At 60.8% G+C, this 17,295-nt stretch carries 16 protein-coding genes and 1 riboswitch; of the genes, 6 read left to right on the top strand and 10 right to left on the bottom strand.

Annotation, left to right across the window (positions count from 1 at the left end):
• Positions 1–65: 65 nt before the first annotated feature.
• The 3 genes from cpdA to QMX93_RS12065 all read right to left on the bottom strand — a co-directional run bounded on the left by cpdA (position 66) and on the right by QMX93_RS12065 (position 2,041).
• Entirely contained in the window at positions 66–881 is an 816-nt protein-coding gene (gene cpdA / locus QMX93_RS12055; RefSeq protein WP_282356053.1) for a 3',5'-cyclic-AMP phosphodiesterase, read from the bottom strand.
• Positions 882–980: 99 nt separating this feature from the next.
• A complete protein-coding gene (locus QMX93_RS12060; protein WP_053116744.1) occupies positions 981–1,433 on the bottom strand; it encodes a DUF1249 domain-containing protein in 453 nt (150 codons plus the stop codon).
• Positions 1,424–2,041 (bottom strand): NUDIX domain-containing protein, encoded by a 618-nt coding sequence (locus QMX93_RS12065; protein ID WP_282356058.1) that lies wholly within the window; start codon positions 2,039–2,041, stop codon positions 1,424–1,426. The genes QMX93_RS12060 and QMX93_RS12065 overlap by 10 nt, the downstream gene beginning before the upstream one ends.
• Before the next feature lie 227 nt (positions 2,042–2,268).
• On the opposite strand from QMX93_RS12065, the gene QMX93_RS12070 reads away from it, so the two are divergent.
• Positions 2,269–3,015, top strand: coding sequence for an RsiV family protein (locus QMX93_RS12070; RefSeq protein ID WP_053116742.1), 747 nt, complete (start codon positions 2,269–2,271; stop codon positions 3,013–3,015).
• Here the strand turns inward: QMX93_RS12070 and cytX are convergent.
• Together cytX and thiC are read right to left on the bottom strand one after the other, a co-directional pair.
• Complete coding sequence (gene cytX / locus QMX93_RS12075; protein WP_282356060.1) at positions 2,984–4,276, bottom strand: putative hydroxymethylpyrimidine transporter CytX; 1,293 nt, start codon at positions 4,274–4,276, stop codon at positions 2,984–2,986. The genes QMX93_RS12070 and cytX overlap by 32 nt on opposite strands.
• A 147-nt stretch (positions 4,277–4,423) precedes the next feature.
• A complete protein-coding gene (gene thiC / locus QMX93_RS12080) occupies positions 4,424–6,313 on the bottom strand; it encodes a phosphomethylpyrimidine synthase ThiC (RefSeq protein WP_053116740.1) in 1,890 nt (629 codons plus the stop codon).
• Between the two features lie 146 nt (positions 6,314–6,459).
• A riboswitch (TPP riboswitch) is annotated at positions 6,460–6,565 on the bottom strand.
• 206 nt (positions 6,566–6,771) lie between these two features.
• On the opposite strand from thiC, the gene QMX93_RS12085 reads away from it, so the two are divergent.
• Positions 6,772–8,205, top strand: coding sequence for a TolC family outer membrane protein (locus tag QMX93_RS12085; RefSeq protein WP_053116739.1), 1,434 nt, complete (start codon positions 6,772–6,774; stop codon positions 8,203–8,205).
• A 98-nt stretch (positions 8,206–8,303) separates the two neighbouring features.
• Here the strand turns inward: QMX93_RS12085 and waaA are convergent, their stop codons facing one another.
• Together waaA and QMX93_RS12095 are read right to left on the bottom strand one after the other, a co-directional pair.
• Positions 8,304–9,578, bottom strand: coding sequence for a lipid IV(A) 3-deoxy-D-manno-octulosonic acid transferase (waaA, locus tag QMX93_RS12090; RefSeq protein ID WP_282356064.1), 1,275 nt, complete (start codon positions 9,576–9,578; stop codon positions 8,304–8,306).
• An 11-nt stretch (positions 9,579–9,589) separates the two neighbouring features.
• The gene (locus tag QMX93_RS12095) at positions 9,590–10,486 is read right to left on the bottom strand and encodes a LysR family transcriptional regulator (RefSeq protein ID WP_053116737.1); all 897 of its coding nucleotides are present in this window, start codon (positions 10,484–10,486) and stop codon (positions 9,590–9,592) included.
• A 111-nt stretch (positions 10,487–10,597) separates the two neighbouring features.
• Between QMX93_RS12095 and QMX93_RS12100 the strand changes: the two genes are divergently transcribed.
• The 4 genes from QMX93_RS12100 (at position 10,598) to QMX93_RS12115 (ending at position 14,110) form a co-directional block, all read left to right on the top strand.
• Positions 10,598–10,930, top strand: a complete 333-nt coding sequence (locus QMX93_RS12100) for a multidrug efflux SMR transporter (RefSeq protein ID WP_053116736.1) — start codon at positions 10,598–10,600, stop codon at positions 10,928–10,930.
• Positions 10,931–11,131: 201 nt separating this feature from the next.
• Entirely contained in the window at positions 11,132–12,307 is a 1,176-nt protein-coding gene (locus QMX93_RS12105; protein ID WP_282356069.1) for an FAD-dependent oxidoreductase, read from the top strand.
• Entirely contained in the window at positions 12,304–13,116 is an 813-nt protein-coding gene (locus QMX93_RS12110; RefSeq protein ID WP_212544885.1) for an aldo/keto reductase, read from the top strand. Before QMX93_RS12105 ends, QMX93_RS12110 begins: the two co-directional genes overlap by 4 nt.
• Before the next feature lie 31 nt (positions 13,117–13,147).
• The gene (locus QMX93_RS12115) at positions 13,148–14,110 is read left to right on the top strand and encodes a metal ABC transporter ATPase (RefSeq protein WP_282356077.1); all 963 of its coding nucleotides are present in this window, start codon (positions 13,148–13,150) and stop codon (positions 14,108–14,110) included.
• Positions 14,111–14,271: 161 nt separating this feature from the next.
• On the opposite strand, the gene hldE is transcribed toward QMX93_RS12115, so the two are convergent.
• The 3 genes from hldE to QMX93_RS12130 all read right to left on the bottom strand — a co-directional run bounded on the left by hldE (position 14,272) and on the right by QMX93_RS12130 (position 17,104).
• Positions 14,272–15,693 carry a bifunctional D-glycero-beta-D-manno-heptose-7-phosphate kinase/D-glycero-beta-D-manno-heptose 1-phosphate adenylyltransferase HldE gene (gene hldE, locus QMX93_RS12120; protein WP_282356079.1) on the bottom strand — a complete coding sequence of 474 codons (1,422 nt, stop codon included), beginning with the start codon at positions 15,691–15,693 and terminating at the stop codon, positions 14,272–14,274.
• 102 nt (positions 15,694–15,795) lie between these two features.
• Positions 15,796–16,407 carry an adenylyl-sulfate kinase gene (gene cysC / locus QMX93_RS12125; protein WP_212549870.1) on the bottom strand — a complete coding sequence of 204 codons (612 nt, stop codon included), beginning with the start codon at positions 16,405–16,407 and terminating at the stop codon, positions 15,796–15,798.
• Positions 16,400–17,104: a sulfotransferase family 2 domain-containing protein gene (locus tag QMX93_RS12130; RefSeq protein ID WP_282356089.1), complete on the bottom strand. Its 705-nt coding sequence runs from the start codon at positions 17,102–17,104 to the stop codon at positions 16,400–16,402. The genes cysC and QMX93_RS12130 overlap by 8 nt, the downstream gene beginning before the upstream one ends.
• Positions 17,105–17,295 lie beyond the last annotated feature (191 nt).

Genomic DNA, 17,295 nt, shown 5'->3' on the forward strand with positions numbered 1-17,295 from the left:
CGCTCCCACAGGGGAATGCATTCCCCTGTGGGAGCGGGCTTGCTCGCGAAGAGGCCCGATGGGGCTCAGTAACCTTCAGAACCGTAATCAACGATAAAAGCAAAACCGGTGACGCGTTCCACGCCAGTTTCCAGCCGCCCATCCGGCAACAGCCGTAACCAGCGATACCCCGGCGCCTGCTCCCCCACCTTGAAATCCTCACTGCCCGGCTCAAACTGAATGCACGTCGACGGCGAAGCCATCAACCGCACACCATTACGCTCGCGATCGATCTCCTGATGCACATGCCCCCACAACACCGCGCGGGCCTGTGGAAAACGATCCAGCACCTCGAAAAACGCCTCCGGATTGCGCAAACCAATTGGCTCCATCCACGCGCAGCCAATCGACACCGGATGATGGTGAAAGCACACCAGATGATGCCGCTCCGGCGCTTCGCTCAGCGAACGGGCCAGCAGCTGCAATTGATCGTCCTGCAAATACCCCGGAACCGAACCCGGCACCGCCGAATCCAGCATCGTCACCCGCCAGTTGCCGATATCCACAATCGGTTCCAGCAATGCGCTTTGCACGGCGGCAACCGCCATGATTTGCGGCTCATCGTGATTACCAGGAATCCAGCGCGCCGGTGCATCGATCTGCGCGCTCATCTGGCGAAACTGTTGATACGACTCCAGCGTGCCGTCCTGGGAAATATCCCCGGTGGCCAGAATCAGGTCGATCTGCGGCTGTTGCTCCAGTACCAGTTCGATGACCTTTTGCAGGCTCTCGCGGGTGTTCATGCCCAGCAGCGAACCGTCCGCCTCGGCGAACAGATGGCTGTCGGACAACTGCACCAGCAGCGCCGAATCGGCGGGGGTCAACGTGGATACGCTCGGCAAGGCGTTCTCCCAAGGCAAAAGCACGGAATCGATCAAGTGCCGCAATTATGCTGGGGGATCAGTAAAAGAGGAAAGCGGCGAACCGGACGCAGTTCACAACTAGCGTACGACTTCATACTCATGCCCCAGCGCCAGGCAATGACTCAGCCATTCCCCCAGGAACAGATTGAGCTGAGCCTTTTCATCCGGCTGATGCATCGCGGCGTTCGGGTAAGGATAGATGCCGCGAAAGCGTCGTGCATGTTCGGCGCTGACCACTTCGGCCATGCGCGCGTCGTGATAGACCTGCACTTCCAGTTGCGGCACCGGCAGCCATGGCAGGCTGTGCTCCTGACGCACTTGCAAAGTGGTGGTGTACGGGCAGGTTTGCAGCACTTCGAGGGCCAGCACGCCGAGCATCTGCTCGCCCTGAGTCACGGCGATGCGCCGCGCTTCCGGGTCGTTGCGCATGTCCGGCACCAGCCGCATCAGGCGCGCGTAGTTGGCCTCGCAGGCGGCTTGCAGCCCCGCGAGGTCGACTCGATAACGATCGCGCAACTTGTTTACAACCATAGCCCCCTCACTTCGGCGCGGTTCAGCGCCAGCCACTGCAAGGCGATAATGCTCGCCGCATTGGCAATGCGTCCGTCACGGACGGCCTGCAAGGCATCTTCAAAGGCCCAGACCGTGACGCGGATATCTTCTGCCTCTTCTTCCAGGCCATGCAGGCCGCCTGCGCCTTCGGTACTGCAACGCCCCAAGTACAAATGCACGAACTCGTTGCTGCCGCCCGGCGACGGGAAATATTTGGTCATCGGCCACAGGGCCTTGATGTCCAGCCCAGCTTCCTCCAGCGCCTCGCGGTGAGCAACTTCTTCCGGTTGTTCATCCTTGTCGATCAGACCAGCGACCAGCTCGACCAGCCACGGGTTGTCGGTCTTGCCCATGGCGCCGATGCGAAACTGCTCGATCAGCACCACTTCGTCGCGCTGCGGATCGTAAGGCAGCATGCACACAGCATCGTGACGCACGAAGATTTCACGGTTGATTTCGCGGCTCATGCCACCGGCGAACAATTCATGGCGCAGGTGCACGCGGTCGAGCTTGTAAAAGCCCTCGTAGCATTTTTCGCGCCGCACGATATCGACGGCGGTCGGAATGGCGTTGGCAAAATCAGTCATGAGCATCCTCTTTACTGCAATTCCATTACGAGGCTGCGCTGCTTGATTGGCAACCTCGACTTCGCGCCATCCTAACGCGCCCGAACGGTTTGATGCAGCCCCTTTACCGTCAGCGGGATGGACGGTGGAGGCGAAACCCACTCTAATTAGCTTAGTGGCGAACTGACTGCCTCGTTGAGAGTCGAAGCGGTAACTTTTTGCCTTCCCTTGTTTTCGAAAGGACGCCTATGTCGCTTTTCAAAATTGCCTCCGTGGCCGCCATCGCCCTGACTCTGGGCGCCTGCGCGAGCCTGTTCCAGCCCAACTACCGCACGCCGCTAGAGACCACTCGCGACGCATCCGAACAGTTGAAACCTGGCTGTTCCAACCCGGATTGTCCGCTGGTGAACATCGACACCCTGCGCTTCCCGGCCGAACCTGCACTGGACGGCATCATCGAAAAACGTCTGCTGCAAATGACCCGCACCGAGAAAAATGCCCCGGTAGCGCCGACCCTGGCGGCTTATCGCGATCAGTTTCTGGCCAGTGCCGGCCCGCGCAACAGCAGCTACCTGCAAGCGAAAGTACGTGAGCAGCATGACGGCTTGGTGATCATCGAGTTGTCGAGCTACCTCGACACCGGCGGCGCGCATGGCAATCCGGGTCGCGGTTTCATCAACTATTCGCGCCAGCAGCACAAGGTGCTGAACCTGTCCGACATGTTGCTGCCGGGTCAGGAAGACGCATTCTGGAAAGCGGCGCAGGTTGCGCACAACAGCTGGTTGATCAGCACCAAGCTCGATCAGGAAGCGGAGTTCGTGAAGAACTGGCCGTTCGTGAAAACCCAGAACGTGGCGCTGACCTATGGCGGCGTGATCCTCAAGTACGACGTGACCACCATTGCGCCTTACGCACTGGGCCACGTCGAACTGAAGATTCCTTATCCGCGTCTGAACGGCATTCTCAAGCCTGAGCTGTTTCCCGGCCGTAACTGAAGGCCCGACCCAGCACTAGCTGCAACAGCCCTGCCAGCACCAGCGCCGGCAGGGTTGCGCCGACATCCGGATACAGATTCGCCAGCAAGTGATAGGTGCTCACGCCACCCAGCCACGCCAACAACGCCGGCCAGCGCAATGCGGCTGATGCGACCTGAGCGCTGCGCTTGCGCAGAATGAAGTGATCCACCAGCACCACGCCGAACAGCGGCGCAAACACCGAACCGATCAGCAGCAGAAAATTCTGGTACTGCGCCAACGGCGCCAGCAGGGCGATCAGCGTGCAGATCACGCCGATGGCCAAGGCCAGATGCTCGACTTTCAGGCGCAACAGAATCCCGCTGGACACCGCTGCCGAGTGAATATCAGCGAAAGCGTTTTCCGACTCGTCCAACAGAATCAGCAACAGCGGAATGCCCAGACCGGCGCCAGCCAATGCCAACAGCAGCGCGTTGACTTCACCGCTTGGCGCGAAGGCCAGGGTGTAGGCGACGCCAAGGCTCATCAGCCAGAAATTGCCGATGAAGAAACCGACCGCAGTGCCACCGAACACATTCTTCGCACGCTTGCCGAAACGCGAGTAATCGGCGATCAGCGGCAGCCACGACAGCGGCATCGCGATGGCAATGTCGAAGCCCACGGCGAATGGCATCGAACCGTCACCGGCGCGCGACCAAAGATCGACCAGATCGGCTTTGGCAAACAGGTTCCAGGTCAGCCAGATGCACGCGGCGAGCAACAACCAGATGCCCCACTTGCGCAGGATCTGCCGCACGAAGGTCAGCGGGCCACTGACTGCCAGCAACGTCGCGAGAGCGCCGAAAAACAGCGTCCACAACACCGGGTTCGACCACAGCGAACCTTCGCTGAACGCGCGGGTACCGAGCAGGCTGGCGGCGTCGCGCATGACGATGATTTCAAACGAGCCCCAACCGATCAGTTGCAGCAAATTGAGCAGCGCCGGCAGGCTCGCGCCCTTGCTGCCGAGGCTGAGTTTGAGGGCAGCCATCGACGACAGGCCGGTGTCACTGCCGATCACGCCGACGGCGGCCAGCAGCAGCACGCCGACCAGCGTGCCGAGGAAAATCGCCAACAGCGAACCGGACAGGCCCAGACCTGGCGCGAGTAATGCGCCGGTCTGCAAAACCATCAGGCCGATGCCGAGGGAGAACCACAGGGAAAACAGATCACGACCGCCGAATACACGCTTGTCGGCGGGTACGGCGAGGTCGGGAGAATAAGTGCTGGGTTGAATGCTCAAGGGTGTTATCTCAGAGGGACATTTTTGTTGTGTTGTGATCGTTCCCACGCTCTGCGTGGGAATGCCTCTAGGGACGCTCCGCGTCCAGTGACGCGGAGCGTCACGGGCTGCATTCCCACGCGGAGCGTGGGAACGATCAGTACGGGGTCAAACCTTCTTGTACAGCTGACTGCCTTCCTTCTTGAACCGCTCGGCCTGTTCCGCCAGGCCTTGGGCGACGTCCACGTCGACCGCTTCGATCCGCTGGTTGGCCGCGTATTCGCGGACTTCCTGAGTGATCTTCATCGAGCAGAATTTCGGCCCGCACATCGAACAGAAGTGCGCGACCTTCGCCGAATCCTTCGGCAGGGTTTCATCGTGATACGAACGCGCGGTGTCCGGATCGAGGCCGAGGTTGAACTGGTCTTCCCAACGGAATTCGAAACGCGCCTTGCTCAAGGCGTTGTCGCGAATCTGTGCGCCCGGATGCCCTTTGGCCAAGTCCGCCGCATGCGCCGCGATCTTGTAAGTGATGATCCCGGTCTTCACGTCATCCTTGTTCGGCAGGCCCAAGTGTTCCTTCGGCGTCACGTAGCAAAGCATCGCGCAACCGAACCAGCCGATCATCGCCGCACCGATGCCGGAGGTGATGTGGTCATAGCCCGGCGCGATGTCGGTGGTCAGCGGGCCGAGGGTGTAGAACGGCGCCTCGTCGCAGCACTCCAGCTGCTTGTCCATGTTCTCTTTGATCAACTGCATCGGCACGTGGCCCGGGCCTTCGATCATGCATTGCACATCATGCTTCCAGGCGATCTTGGTCAGCTCGCCGAGGGTCTCCAGTTCGCCGAACTGCGCTTCGTCGTTGGCGTCGGCAATCGAGCCCGGACGCAGGCCATCGCCCAGCGAGAAGCTGACGTCGTAGGCCTTCATGATTTCGCAGATTTCGTCGAAGTGGGTGTAGAGGAAGTTCTCTTTATGGTGCGCCAGGCACCACTTGGCCATGATCGAACCGCCACGGGAAACGATGCCGGTTACGCGTTTGGCGGTCAGCGGCACGTAACGCAGCAGCACGCCGGCGTGGATGGTGAAATAGTCGACGCCCTGCTCGGCCTGCTCGATCAGCGTGTCGCGGAACAGCTCCCAGGTCAGGTCTTCGGCGACGCCATTGACTTTTTCCAGCGCCTGATAAATCGGCACGGTGCCGATCGGCACTGGCGAGTTGCGGATGATCCACTCGCGGGTTTCGTGAATGTGTTTACCGGTGGACAAGTCCATCACGGTGTCCGAACCCCAGCGAATGCCCCAGGTCAGTTTCGCCACTTCTTCTTCGATCGAAGAACCCAGCGCGCTGTTGCCGATGTTGCCGTTGATCTTCACCAGGAAGTTACGGCCGATGATCATCGGTTCCAGTTCGACGTGGTTGATGTTGGCCGGAATGATTGCGCGGCCACGGGCGATTTCTTCGCGGACGAATTCAGCAGTGATTTCTTTCGGGATGCTCGCGCCGAAGCTGTGGCCGGCGTGTTGTTGCGTCAACAGGCCGGCAGCGCGGGCCTCTTGCAGTTTCATGTTTTCGCGGATGGCGACGTATTCCATCTCGGCGGTGATGATGCCTTTACGGGCGTAATGCATCTGGCTGACGTTGGCCCCGGCCTTGGCGCGGCGCGGGTTGTTGACGTGGGCGAAACGCAGTTTAGTCAGCTCGGCATCGGCCAGACGTTGTTGGCCAAAGTTCGAACTCAGGCCTGGCAGGCGCTCGGTGTCGCCACGATCATCGATCCACGCCGAACGCACATCGCCCAGACCTTTGCGCACATCGATCACTACGTTCGGATCGGTGTACGGGCCTGAGGTGTCGTAAACGGTGACCGGCGCGTTGATTTCGCCGCCGAAATCGGTCGGCGTCACGTCGAGGCTGATTTCGCGCATCGGCACGCGGATGTCCGGGCGGGAGCCCTGAACGTAGACTTTTTGCGAACGGGTGAACGGCTTGACCGATTGCTCGTCGACCTTGGCCGAGTCACTCAGGTTGATCGCGTTTTTTGATTTTGTAGTCATCACGGGCTCTCCAGACAGCATCCAGGCAGTGGATTGTCGGAGCAGAACCTGAAAGGCACGGACGCACCAGGACTGGTGCTGTGCATCGTCGTCGAGCGTTCGATTGTCGAACAATTTCCCGGACGAAGCACAAGAGGACTCGCCGGGTGACGAGAAATCTTGTTCCCTACGCAGGCGCTAACCTGATCAGGTTCAACGGGATCCGAAATTATTCGATCTCAGCCTCATAGCAAGGCACCCCGACAAGAACCCGGCCAGTCTAGACACAACTGGCAAAGAACGCCAACACCGCGGCAAACACCATGATGAATGGCGCAAATACAGGGGCTTGGCCGATTGTTGTGAACCGATTGCGCAACTACACTCGCTTTGCCCTGCCGCGCCTTGACGCTACAGGGGCCGCGCCGTAGCCTTGGCGCGCACATTATTTCCATAATATTAATGCTAGGGATCGCCTCATGCTGCGCAAACTCTCACTGGCTATTGCCGTGTCTTGTGCGTCCAACGCAATGGCCTGGGCAGCAGAAGCGCCCTTGTCGACCAAAACCGATCTGGTCAGCGTTTACCAGGAAGCGGTCGACAACAACGCCGATCTGGCCGCCGCCCGCGCCCAGTACGGCGCACAGAAAGAAGTGGTGCCACAGGCCCGCGCAGGTTTGCTGCCGAACCTGTCCGGCGGCGCCGAAACCGCCAACGTGCGCACCTCGATTGATCAGCCTTCAGCCATCGCCAACCGCAGCGCGCATTCGTATCAGGCGACCCTCGCCCAGCCGCTGTTCCGCGCCGATCGCTGGTTCCAGTATCAGGCCGCGAAGGACGTCAACGAGCAAGCCGCACTGCAACTGTCGGCGACCGAGCAGAACCTGATCCTGCAATCGGCGGAAAGCTATTTCAACGTGCTGCGCAGTCAGGACAATCTGGCCTCGACCAAGGCTGAAGAAGCCGCGTTCAAGCGCCAGCTCGACCAGTCCAACGAGCGTTTCGATGTCGGCCTGTCGGACAAGACCGACGTCCTGCAATCGCAAGCCAGTTACGACACCGCACGGGCCAACCGCATCGTTGCGCAGCGTCAGGTCGATGATGCGTTTGAAGCGCTGATCACCCTGACCAACCGTCAGTACAACTCGATTCAGGGCATCGTTCACTCGCTGCCGATCCTGCCGCCGGCGCCGAACGATGCTAAATCGTGGGTCGATACGGCGGCACGCCAGAACTTGAATCTGCTGGCCAGTAACTACGCCGTCAGCTCTGCGGAAGAGACATTGAAGCAGCGCAAGGCCGGTCACTTGCCGACCCTCGATGCTGTGGCCAAATACGAAAAAGGTGACAACGACGCCCTCGGTTTCGCCAACCCGAACTCGTTCGGTGCGCCTTACGGTGGCAACGTTGAACAGACCACCGTCGGCCTGCAACTGAGCGTGCCGATTTACAGCGGCGGGCTGACCAGTTCGCAAGTGCGTCAGTCGTATGCGCAGCTGGATCAGAGCGAACAACAGCGCGAATCGCTGCGTCGGCAGATCGTCGAAAACACCCGCAACCTGCACCGCGCGGTGAACACCGACGTCGAGCAGGTACAGGCGCGCAAGCAATCGATCATCTCCAACCAGAGCGCGGTGGAAGCCACGGAAATCGGTTATCAGGTCGGTACGCGCAACATCGTTGACGTGCTCGATGCGCAGCGTCAGCTGTACACCTCGGTGCGCAACTACAACAACACGCGGTATGACTACATCCTCGACAACCTGCGCTTGAAACAGGCGGCGGGGACGTTGAATCCCGGCGACCTGGAAGATCTGCGCCGTTATCTGAAAGCCGACTACAACCCGGACAAGGATTTCCTGCCGCCGGATCTGGCCAAGGCTGCGGAAGAGCAACTCAAGGCCCGGCCTTAAAAGCAAAAGATCGCAGCCTTCGGCAGCTCCTACATTGGAATGCATTTCCCTGTAGGAGCTGCCGAAGGCTCGGGCCGCGATCGGACGATCTTTTTGCTTTATTTGATCAGCCGCGCCAAGCCATCCAGCAACCGCTGCAACGCGCCTTGATTGCGGCGCATCACCGCCAGCCCGGCGTCGGCCATGCGTTGCGCATCACGCGGCAACTCGAACAAGCGCCGCACTTCCACCGCCAGCCCTTCGGCATCCTCCACTTCTGCCAACGCCCCGGCTTCACGCAACTGCGCGGCGATGTCGAGGAAGTTGAACAGGTGCGGGCCGCTCAGCACCGGTTTCGCCAGCGCGGCCGGTTCCAGCAGATTATGCCCGCCGTTCGCCACCAGACTGCCACCGACAAACGCACTGTCGGCCAAGGCATACAGAAACAGCAACTCGCCCATGGTGTCGCCGAGCAGTACAGAAGTCTGCGCATCGACATTGGCCCCGGTCGAACGTCGCACCGTGGAGAAACCTTCACGCTGACATAGCTCAAACACCGAGTTGAAACGCTCAGGATGGCGCGGCACCAGAATCAGCAACGCGTCCGGGTGATTGGCCAGCAAACGACGATGGGCATCAAGCACCACTTCGTCCTCGCCTTCGTGGGTGCTGGCGGCGATCCACACCGGACGCTCTTGCGCCTGCCATTGCCCGCGCAGTTCAGCGGCGCGTTGCAGCAGTGCGGGGTCGATGGTCAGGTCGAATTTGATCGAGCCCGTCACCTCGACCGTTTCCGGACGCGCACCCAGATCACGGAAGCGCTGCGCTTCTGCCTCAGTCTGAATGGCGAAAAAACTCATCTCGGCGAGCATCGGCGCCGTCAGTTTGCGGAACCGCCCATAACCGCGCGCCGAACGCTCGGACAAGCGTCCGTTGGCCAGCGCCACCGGAATCCCGCGCTTGGCGCACTGATGAATGTGGTTGGGCCACAACTCGGTTTCCATGATCACCGCGAGTTTCGGTTGCACGCGATCAAGAAAGCGCGCCGCCGCACACGGCAAGTCATACGGCAGGTAGCAATGCTGGATGCGCGGCTCGTTGGCGAACAGCGCCTGAATCCGTTCCGAACCGGTCGGGGTCATGCAGGTCACGGTGATCGGCAGCTGTGGATAACGTTGCAGCAGAGCGCGGATCATCGGCGCCGCAGCGATGCTCTCGCCCACCGACACCGCGTGCACCCAGATACCACCGGGTTGCAGCGTTGGCATCCCGTAGGAAAAACGTTCGCCAATCCGCTTGGCATACGCCGGCGCCTTGCGCGCCCGCAGCCACAGCCGAATCGCCACCAATGGCAGCCCCAGGTAAAACAGCGCGGTGTAGAGAGTTCTATTCATGGCGGCGGAGTTTATCGACTTTTGTCGCCGATCGCCCGCAAGTGCACGGCAAAACGCTCCGCCAGCCAACGCGCCGCCGGGCCGAGCGGCTCGTCACGGCGCCAGACCAGTTCCACCACCAGCGCCGGCGGTGTCCATTCGCTGTCGAGTTCGACCATCAAACCTTGATAGGCCGAGTACTGCACGACGTGGCGTGGCAGCCACGCCCAGCCGAGATCGCGCACCAGCCATTCGGCCATCACGTAGTAGCTGTCGGCGCGCCACACCTGCGGGCTAGCCGGTTCGTTGCCGGGGTAGACACTGGTTTGCGTCGACATCAACAGTTGCCGATGCTGCGCCATCTGCTGACATGTGACGTAGCTCTGCGTCGCCAACGGATGATTGATCCCGCAGACAGTGACCATTTCCACGCTGCCAAGGACTCGACGCTCCAGCGCTTCGGGGATCTCGTCGTGATAGAACAGCAGGCCGAGGTCAGCGCGACGCTCTTCCAGTTTGCGCGCGACTTCACCTTGGGCGGCGCTGGTCAGTTGCACTTCGAGGCTGGGGAATTGCTCGGCCAGTGCGCCGAAACTTTCTACCAGCGCCTGATAAGGCATCGCTTCATCTTGCGCCACGCGCAACTGAGCTTCCTGACCGCGCATCATCGCCATCGCCCGACCGTTGAGGCGCTCGCACTGGCGCAGCACTTCCCGCGCCTCTTCGAGCAACGCCTCCCCCGCTTCGGTGAGGGTCGGCTGGCGACCGCTGCTACGCTCGAACAGGCTGACACCGAGGTCGTCTTCGAGCATGGCGATGGCGCTGCTGATCGCCGACTGCGCCTTGCGCTGCTGCCGCGCCACGGCTGAAAACGAGCGCTGCTCGGCGACGCTGACAAACACCCGAAGTTGATCCAGATTCCACTGCATGCTGACTCACCAACCCATCTTCAGAACAGATAGGTAATGACTTTACCCCATCTGGTGAACCTCTAAAATGCCGGCTCAGTAAAGCAACGTTTCACCTTGAGGATTTGAACCATGAACGCCTACGCCTACCTGGCCATTGCCATTTGCGCCGAAGTGATCGCCACCGTGTCGATGAAAGCCGTCAAAGGCTTCAGCACGCCGCTGCCGCTGGTGTTGGTCATCGTCGGTTACGGCATCGCGTTCTGGATGCTGACGCTGGTGGTGCGCACGGTGCCAGTCGGCGTGGCCTACGCGGTGTGGGCGGGGATGGGGATTGTGATGGTCAGCGTCGCGGCGCTATTTATTTATGGGCAGAAACTGGATGTGCCGGCGATGCTCGGGATGGCGCTGATCGTGCTGGGCGTCGTCGTCATCCAGCTGTTCTCGAAAACCGCCGGCCACTAATCGGCAAACACCTATCCCTGTAGGAGCAGAGCTTGCTCGCGAAGGCGTCGTGTCAGGCAAAAAATTCATCCCAGACACACCGCTTTCGCGAGCAAGCTTGGCTCCTACAGGTTTTGCATTCGTCGCATTGATCATCGACAAATCCCGCGCTTTGCCGAGTCTGTATACTGCGCCCTCGTCTTGAACACCTGAGGTCGTTGCATGCCATCCGTTATTTCCACCGACGTTCTGATTGTCGGCGCTGGTGTCGCCGGCCTCTGGCTGAATGCGCGTCTGCGCCGTCAGGGTTTTTCGACCGTGCTGGTGGAAAGCGCCAGCCTCGGTGGCGGGCAGACTGTGAAGTCCCAAGGCATCATCCATGGCGGCGCCAAATACGCGCTGCACGGTGCGCTGACCGGCGCTTCGGAAGCCATCGCCGACATGCCGCGCCGCTGGCGTGAAGCGCTGGCAGGAGACGGCGAGCTGGATCTGTCCGGCGTGCGCCTGCTGTCCGAAGCTCACTATCTGTGGTCGCCCGGCACCCTCGCCGGCAACCTCACCAGTTTCTTCGCCAGTAAAGCCGTGCGTGGCCGCGTTGATCAGGTCAAGGGCGAGCAACTGCCGCCGGCCCTGCAAGACAAACGCTTCAAGGGCAAGGTCTACCGCCTCGCCGAACTGGTGGTGGACGTGCCGAGTCTGGTTCAGCGTCTCGCCGATCTGGCCGGCGACGGTCTGCTCGCCGGGCAAACCATCGAACCGCTGCTGGAAGCGGGCGTGCTGGTTGGCCTGAAAGTCGATGGCCGCGAGATTCGTGCGCAACGCATCGTGCTCAGCGCCGGCGCCGGTACTGCGCAATTGCTTGAAGACCTCGGCCTGAGCCAACCGGCCATGCAACGTCGACCGCTGCACATGATCATCGCCAAAGGCCCGGGCCTGAAGCCGCTGTACGCGCACTGCCTGGGCGGCGGCACCAAACCGCGCATCACCGTGACCACCCATCCTGCCGCTGACGGTCAGTGGGTCTGGTACATGGGCGGCGACATCGCCGAAAGCGAAGGCGTGCACCGCGAACCCGCCGAGCAGATCGCCACTGCACAAAAAGAAATTGCACAGTTGCTGCCGTGGATCGACCTCAGCACCACGCAATGGACGACCCTGCGCGTTGACCGTGCCGAGCCATTGCAAACCGGGCTGACCCGCCCGGACAACGCCTTCCTCGCCGAACAAGGTCGTCTGCTGGTCGGCTGGCCGACCAAACTGGCGCTGGCGCCGGACTTCGCTGATCGCGTGATCGCTGCGCTTGAGCGCGACGGCATTCAGCCCCACGCCAGCGAACCATTGCCGGCCCTGCCGAAACCACCGATGGGCCTTCCTGCCTGGGAGCAACTGCTGCCATGAGCCTTCCGAGCCTGCACGACTTCCACCGCCCGCTGGGCAGCACCGGCCTGACGGTTTCGCCGCTGGGTCTGGGCACGGTCAAACTCGGCCGCGACCAAGGCGTGAAATACCCCAACGGTTTTCAGATCCCCGGCGATGACGAAGCGCGGATGTTGCTGCGCCAGGCGCGCGAACTGGGCATCAACCTGATCGACACCGCCCCGGCTTATGGTCGCAGCGAAGAACGCCTCGGCCCGCTGCTGCGTGATCAGCGTCAGGACTGGGTGATTGTCAGCAAGGTCGGTGAAGAATTTGCCGATGGCCTGTCGCACCACGACTTCAGCGCTGCGCATACACGCATGTCGGTTGAACGCAGTCTGCAACGTCTTGAAACCGATTTTATCGATCTGGTTCTGGTGCATTCCGACGGCAACGACATGGCGATCCTTGAGCACGAAGAAGTTTACGCAACCCTCGCCGCGCTCAAGGCCGAAGGCAAGATTCGCGGCTTCGGCTTCTCCGGCAAAACTGTCGAGGGCGGCTTGAAAGCGTTGGAGCAAGGGGACTGCGCGATGGTCACCTACAATCTGAACGAACAGAGCGAGAAAGCAGTCATTGACTATGCTGCTGCCCACGGCAAAGCCATTCTGGTGAAAAAGGCGCTGGCCAGCGGTCACGTTTGCCTGAGCCCGGGAGTCGACCCAGTGCGCGCCAGCTTCGAGTTGTTGTTTGCCCAGCCAGGCGTAGCCAGTGCTATTGTCGGAACGATCAATCCGCTGCACCTCGCCCACAACGTTGCGACCGTAGCCCAAGTCCTTCGTGGTCACTGACGCCGCCCCGCGGCATTAAGCAGGAGCCGACATGCCGCGCACGCTCATCAGAAAGAACCCGAGCAACTTCAAAACCCTGCCACTGTTCGTCGAAGCCACGCCTGAAGGCCTGACCTATCAGAGCGTCGGCATGCCGCTGAATTTTTCCCAGACCCTGCAACGGCGCAAACCGGTGAGCGTGGCGGACGCCGAGCGGTTTTCGCTGGAACTGGCCAACCTCGGTGTGTCGGTGCGCCTGACCCTGCATTGGCAGAATCGCGATTACTGGGTACTGGTGCGTCAACGGCGGCAGGATCGCGGCGACGTGGTGCTGAAACTGATTTCCGGTTATGTGCCGGCGCACGAACTGAACATTCCGCTGCACACGGCGATTCAGGAAATTGCTGAAGAGTGTTTGCTGGAAACCCCGGAAGGCTGGCTCGGCGGCCGATTCAACGATACGTGGCTGCCGGCGCCCTACTCGTCCGCCCTGCATTATCGTGAAGCGTTGCCGTTTCGTTTGTCGCCGCTGTCGGGTTCAGCGCGACCGGTGCGCTGCGCCAATCTGCAATTGCAGGAACGGCCACGGGCTTATGTGCATTTGCCGACGGCGTCGCTGCAATTGATTTACGACCTGCGCCTGGACGTGCCCAAGGAAGCCAAATCCTTGAGCCTGTTTCATGTCGACGAGCGACTGGAAGGCGATCAACTGGTGGCGCGGCTGGATCGCAAGCGGCCCGATTTGTACCTGATGCCGTTGCAGGACGGTCAGCCGTTGCCGGAGTTGTACACCCTGAAAAAGGATCAACTGTATCCGGCGAGCACCCGTGGTTTGTATCTGGCGGAAAGCTTCGCCCGCCAGGAGGGCTGGCTGGTGCGCGATGAGCGGATTCGTTGGAAGGACTGGTTGCGTCAACAAGGTCTGACGCCACCGGAGAAGACGACTGGCCTCGCGCGATTACGCGGCAAAGCCAAGCAATTGCTGAAGAAAATCGTACCGCGCAAAGCGATTTGAAGGTTTCACCATAACCTTGTGGCGAGGGGATTTATCCCCGTTGGGTGGCGAAGCCGCCCCAAAACCTGTGACCGCGGTGATTGAGATTAATCGCGGTGACTGGTTTCACGACTGCTACGCAGCCGAACGGGGATAAATCCCCTCGCCACAATTGCCCTTCATCAGGACTTGCGAATTTTTTCCACAATCGCCGTGGTCGAGCTGTTTTCCACCAGCCCCAGCACTTTCACCGTCCCGCCATACGCAGTCACGATATCCGCGCCAACCACTTGGTCGATGCCGTAATCGCCGCCCTTGACCAACACATCCGGCTTGACCTCGCGCAGCAGGTTTTCCGGCGTGCCTTCAGGGAAGCTGATCACCCAGTCCACCGCGCCCAGACCGGCAAGAACCGCCATACGACGGTCGACGCTATTGATCGGACGGCCCGGGCCTTTCAGACGGCTGACAGAGGCGTCATCGTTGATCGCCACGATCAGGCGATCACCTTGGGCGCGCGCCTGTTCCAGATAGGTCACGTGGCCGGCATGGAGAATGTCGAAGCAGCCATTGGTGAAGACGATGCGCTCGTTGTGCGCGCGAGCATCGTCAACCGCCAGCAGCAGTTGCTCCAGACCCAGCACGCCACGCTCCGAACCTTCTTCACGCTGAATCGCGCGACGCAGTTCCGGGGCGCTGATCGCCGCCGTACCCAATTTGCCAACGACGATGCCGGCGGCCAGGTTGGCCAGGGCCACCGCGTGAGGCAGTTCTTCGCCCGCCGCGATCGCTGCCGCCAACGTCGAAATAACGGTATCGCCGGCACCGGTGACGTCGAACACTTCGCGGGCACGTGCCGGCAAGTGCAGCGCCGGATGATCCGGGCGCAACAGGGTCATGCCGTGTTCGCCGCGGGTCACCAGCAGCGCGCCGAGCTCGAGGTCGTGCATCAGGGTCGCGCCCTTGCTCACCAGCTCGTGCTCATCGGCGCAACCGCCGACGATGGTTTCGAATTCGCTGAGGTTCGGCGTGATCAGGCTGGCGCCACGGTAGATCGAGAAATCCTTGCCCTTCGGATCGGCCAGCACCGGAATGCCTTTGGCACGCGCGGCCTGGATCAGCACCTGATGGTTTTTCAACGCGCCTTTGCCGTAGTCCGACAGCACCAGCACCTTGATGCCTTCGAGCAAGTCTTCGACCTGCGAGGCCAAGGCCAATGCATCAGTGGCAAACGGTTCTTCAAAGTCGATACGCAGCAGTTGCTGGTGCCGGCTCATGACCCGCAGTTTGACGATGGTCGGCTGATGCGCGATGCGCTGGAACAGGGCACGAACGCCCGCACCCTTGAGACTGTTGCTCAGGCTGTCGGCGGCTTCGTCATCGCCGGTCACACCGACCAGCGACGCCGGCGCACCCAGCGCGGCAATGTTCAAGGCAACGTTGGCAGCGCCGCCCGGACGGTCTTCGATTTGCTCGACTTTAACGACCGGCACCGGCGCCTCAGGGGAAATCCGTGAGGTACCACCATGCCAGTAACGGTCGAGCATGACATCGCCGACCACCAAGACAGGGGCTTGATCGAATCGCGGCATGGACAACTTCATGGAGCAACCCACATACAAAATGAACAGGGGCGCGATATTAACACAGGGTTGGCGCCGGCTTGCGCGCAGGCTGCAACAGGATGAAACAGGTGGGTTTTCTGCTCATTTTTTGAGCAGCAACGCCGCCAACTGCTGACAGGCTTCGGGCAGTTCAAGGGCTTCAGTGTCGATTCGGCATTCCGCACTCAGCGGGGGCTCGTAGGGACTGTCGACGCCGGTGAAGTTGCTGATCCGCCCCTCGCGAACCGCTTGATACAACCCTTTCGGATCGCGCCGCGCACAGACCTGCAACGAGGTACTGACATGCACCTCGATAAAATCCTCCGGGGCAAACAGTCGGCGTGCCGCCTCGCGCTCGGCGCGGAACGGCGAGATGGCCGCGACGATCACGATCAGCCCGGCATCGACCATCAGCCGCGCCACCTCCGCCATGCGCCGAATGTTCTCGCGACGACAGCCATCGCCCATGCCCAGATCGCGACACAGGCCACTGCGCACATTGTCGCCATCGAGCAAAAACGTGTGCAGGCCAAACTGATGCAGATACAACTCCAGCGCGTTGGCCAGTGTTGACTTGCCGGCACCGGAAAACCCGGTCAGCCACAGGCAACGCGGACGCTGCCCCTTGATCATGGCGCGGGCCTGATGCGACAGCGCCAGACCATAAGGGCGAATGGCCGGCGCTGGCGACGGCAGCGACAGGGATTCATTCATAACCGAGTAACTCGTAGTCACGCTGATAAATCCGTCTCACCAGTCGCCGGGTGCGCGTGGTGCAAAATTCACGTGCGGGCATTGGCTGACGTTGCCGGGAGCTGTTGACGTGGGGCAACTGACTGGCCAGACCCAATTGCTCGCAAACCAACTGAAAGTCGCGCTGCAGATGTTCCTGATAGCCGATGAAATCCAGCGCCAGATGCCCCAGCGAGTCGGTGAGAAAATCGGTTTGCGCCGCAAAGTGCAATTGCCGGGGAATGTTCTCGGGATGCAGCCAGCGCAAGACAAAATCGTCAAAATCCCGGTACTGCCTGACCAGTTGCTGCGCGGCCTGATCGCGGCCACTCAGTTCATTACCGCGCAGAAACGCGAAAGCCGAATAGGCACGCTCCAGCGGGTCGCGCACGAAGGCAAACTTCCAGGCCGTGGCGAATTGTTGCGGAAACTGCTCCTGATACCAGTACAACGGCAGATGCCCCGGGCGCCAGCCGTCGAATATCGCTTCGCAGACACTGCTGCCGGCGCACTTGGGCACATGAATGAATAAACAGGAGTGCTGCTGGAAAGCCTTTGGAAACGCGAGACTGGCCGACATCGACTTGTTCACGACCTGCCGATCAACCACCGACAAGCGCCCCAGCAGGAAGGCCCGCTGCGGTTTCGGCAGCAGTTTCCACAGATAGCGTTGCAACATGAGAGTACCCGCGCGACGGGGATGTCCCCCTCGATAGATGTAAGAGTTCGTTGAGGAACCTTAACAAGCGCGGTGCCCGGTTTTATGCCGGTTTGGTCAAGAAGGGTAAAGGTCTGGATACAAACAACGGCCCACAACTGCAATGCACTTTCCCTGTAGGAGCTGCCGAAGGCTGCGATCTTTTGATCTTG

This window comes from Pseudomonas sp. PS01303 (assembly GCF_029959385.1).
Lineage (GTDB): Bacteria > Pseudomonadota > Gammaproteobacteria > Pseudomonadales > Pseudomonadaceae > Aquipseudomonas > Aquipseudomonas rustica.

What these genes read in the sequence shown, in the direction of transcription:
- QMX93_RS12070 (WP_053116742.1), top strand. Translation starts at nt 2,269, where the DNA reads ATGTCGCTTTTCAAAATTGCCTCCGTGGCCGCCATCGCCCTGACTCTG.
- QMX93_RS12085 (WP_053116739.1), top strand. Translation starts at nt 6,772, where the DNA reads ATGCTGCGCAAACTCTCACTGGCTATTGCCGTGTCTTGTGCGTCCAAC.
- cysC (WP_212549870.1), bottom strand. Translation starts at nt 16,407, where the DNA reads ATGAATGAATCCCTGTCGCTGCCGTCGCCAGCGCCGGCCATTCGCCCT.
- QMX93_RS12065 (WP_282356058.1), bottom strand. Translation starts at nt 2,041, where the DNA reads ATGACTGATTTTGCCAACGCCATTCCGACCGCCGTCGATATCGTGCGG.
- QMX93_RS12130 (WP_282356089.1), bottom strand. Translation starts at nt 17,104, where the DNA reads ATGTTGCAACGCTATCTGTGGAAACTGCTGCCGAAACCGCAGCGGGCC.
- waaA (WP_282356064.1), bottom strand. Translation starts at nt 9,578, where the DNA reads ATGAATAGAACTCTCTACACCGCGCTGTTTTACCTGGGGCTGCCATTG.
- QMX93_RS12115 (WP_282356077.1), top strand. Translation starts at nt 13,148, where the DNA reads ATGCCGCGCACGCTCATCAGAAAGAACCCGAGCAACTTCAAAACCCTG.
- QMX93_RS12095 (WP_053116737.1), bottom strand. Translation starts at nt 10,486, where the DNA reads ATGCAGTGGAATCTGGATCAACTTCGGGTGTTTGTCAGCGTCGCCGAG.
- QMX93_RS12060 (WP_053116744.1), bottom strand. Translation starts at nt 1,433, where the DNA reads ATGGTTGTAAACAAGTTGCGCGATCGTTATCGAGTCGACCTCGCGGGG.
- hldE (WP_282356079.1), bottom strand. Translation starts at nt 15,693, where the DNA reads ATGAAGTTGTCCATGCCGCGATTCGATCAAGCCCCTGTCTTGGTGGTC.
- QMX93_RS12105 (WP_282356069.1), top strand. Translation starts at nt 11,132, where the DNA reads ATGCCATCCGTTATTTCCACCGACGTTCTGATTGTCGGCGCTGGTGTC.
- thiC (WP_053116740.1), bottom strand. Translation starts at nt 6,313, where the DNA reads ATGACTACAAAATCAAAAAACGCGATCAACCTGAGTGACTCGGCCAAG.
- QMX93_RS12110 (WP_212544885.1), top strand. Translation starts at nt 12,304, where the DNA reads ATGAGCCTTCCGAGCCTGCACGACTTCCACCGCCCGCTGGGCAGCACC.
- QMX93_RS12100 (WP_053116736.1), top strand. Translation starts at nt 10,598, where the DNA reads ATGAACGCCTACGCCTACCTGGCCATTGCCATTTGCGCCGAAGTGATC.